The organism is Neisseria sp. P0022.S009 (assembly GCF_051956675.1).
Taxonomy (GTDB): domain Bacteria; phylum Pseudomonadota; class Gammaproteobacteria; order Burkholderiales; family Neisseriaceae; genus Neisseria.
Genome location: NZ_JBQCXE010000036.1, coordinates 1 through 565 on the forward strand (window position 1 = coordinate 1; position 565 = coordinate 565).

General features: G+C 47.3%; 1 protein-coding gene. It reads right to left on the minus strand.

Translation table 11 applies throughout. The features are described from left to right. On the minus strand, positions 1-565 hold a 565-nt coding region (locus tag ACTHUG_RS11305), incomplete at both ends, for a type VI immunity family protein (RefSeq protein ID WP_440386823.1).

A 565-nucleotide genomic window follows, 5' to 3' on the forward strand; every position in this document is an offset into this window, starting at 1 on the left:
GGTGTTACCCCCCAATAGCGTTTGGTCACGGAATATTCGTAAAACTGATATTTATGGTAGGCGTAGGGCAGGACGATGCTCAGTCCGGCATAACCGTGAAAAATATCAAAGTTCTTGCACAGATATTCTATCCAGCTTTCATACTCGCGACGTTTTTCCGAGGAGGACAAAAAAGACAGTGGAAAGGTGATCCTGAGATAGGACAGGTCATCAACTCCGCCTAAGGGGTGGGCAGATAGGGTTTTGATTTCATATTCCGCCGCCCTGTTGGAAGGACCGGAGTTCAGCACACCCTGCAAGCTTTCCCCCTGTTCGGCATTTTGAATCATTTTATCGATTTTTTTTTGAAATGCGTTCGAATTGATACGGGCAAAACGGCGCATCCCGTCCCAAAAGTGTGTTTTCAAATACCCGTGGTACTGCGAATAAAAGCGTTCGAAAACTTCCAGCGTCTTACGCTGTCCTGCTACCGAACCGCCGCCCGTATAGTAGATCAATATGGTCAGTCCCAGACGGGCATTGATATTGTAGTCTTCGTCATACATCAGGATTTCATCGGCTTCCC